This is a genomic window from Halorubrum sp. SP3 (assembly GCF_005435195.1).
GTDB classification, from domain to species: domain Archaea; phylum Halobacteriota; class Halobacteria; order Halobacteriales; family Haloferacaceae; genus Halorubrum; species Halorubrum sodomense.
Window position 1 is genome coordinate 1 of the sequence record NZ_SGTU01000431.1, and the last position, 408, is coordinate 408.

The 408-nt window shown below is 64.7% G+C and carries 1 protein-coding gene; it reads left to right on the plus strand.

The genetic code is table 11. The annotated features are described in order from the left end of the window. Positions 1-408, plus strand: a 408-nt coding sequence (locus EXE42_RS17130; protein WP_158293785.1) for a YeeE/YedE thiosulfate transporter family protein, incomplete at both ends; no start/stop codon positions are given.

Consider the following 408-nt stretch of genomic DNA (forward strand, 5'->3'; position numbering starts at 1 on the left):
TCGGTCTCGCCTTCGGTATCTTGCTCCAGAAGGCGCGCTTCTGTTTCGTCAGCGCCTTCCGCGACTTCGTCGCGTTCAAAGACACCCGCGTGCTGAAGGGACTGCTCGCCGGGATCGCCGTGATGACGGTGTTCTGGAGCCTTCAGGCGACGTTCGGTTACTTCCGCGGCTTCTGGACGCCCGCGTGGGGCCTCGGGTCGCTGATCGGCGGCTTCGTCTTCGGGCTCGGGATGACGCTCGCCGGCGGCTGCGCGTCGGGGACACTGTACCGCGCGGGACAGGGATACCTCCAGTTCTGGCTCGTCCTCCTGTTCATGTTCGTCGGATACGTCCTCTTCGCGTTCGCGTTCCCGGTCGCCGAGACGTACTACTTCCAGACGCTGAACCCGTTCGAGGGGCAGACGCTCT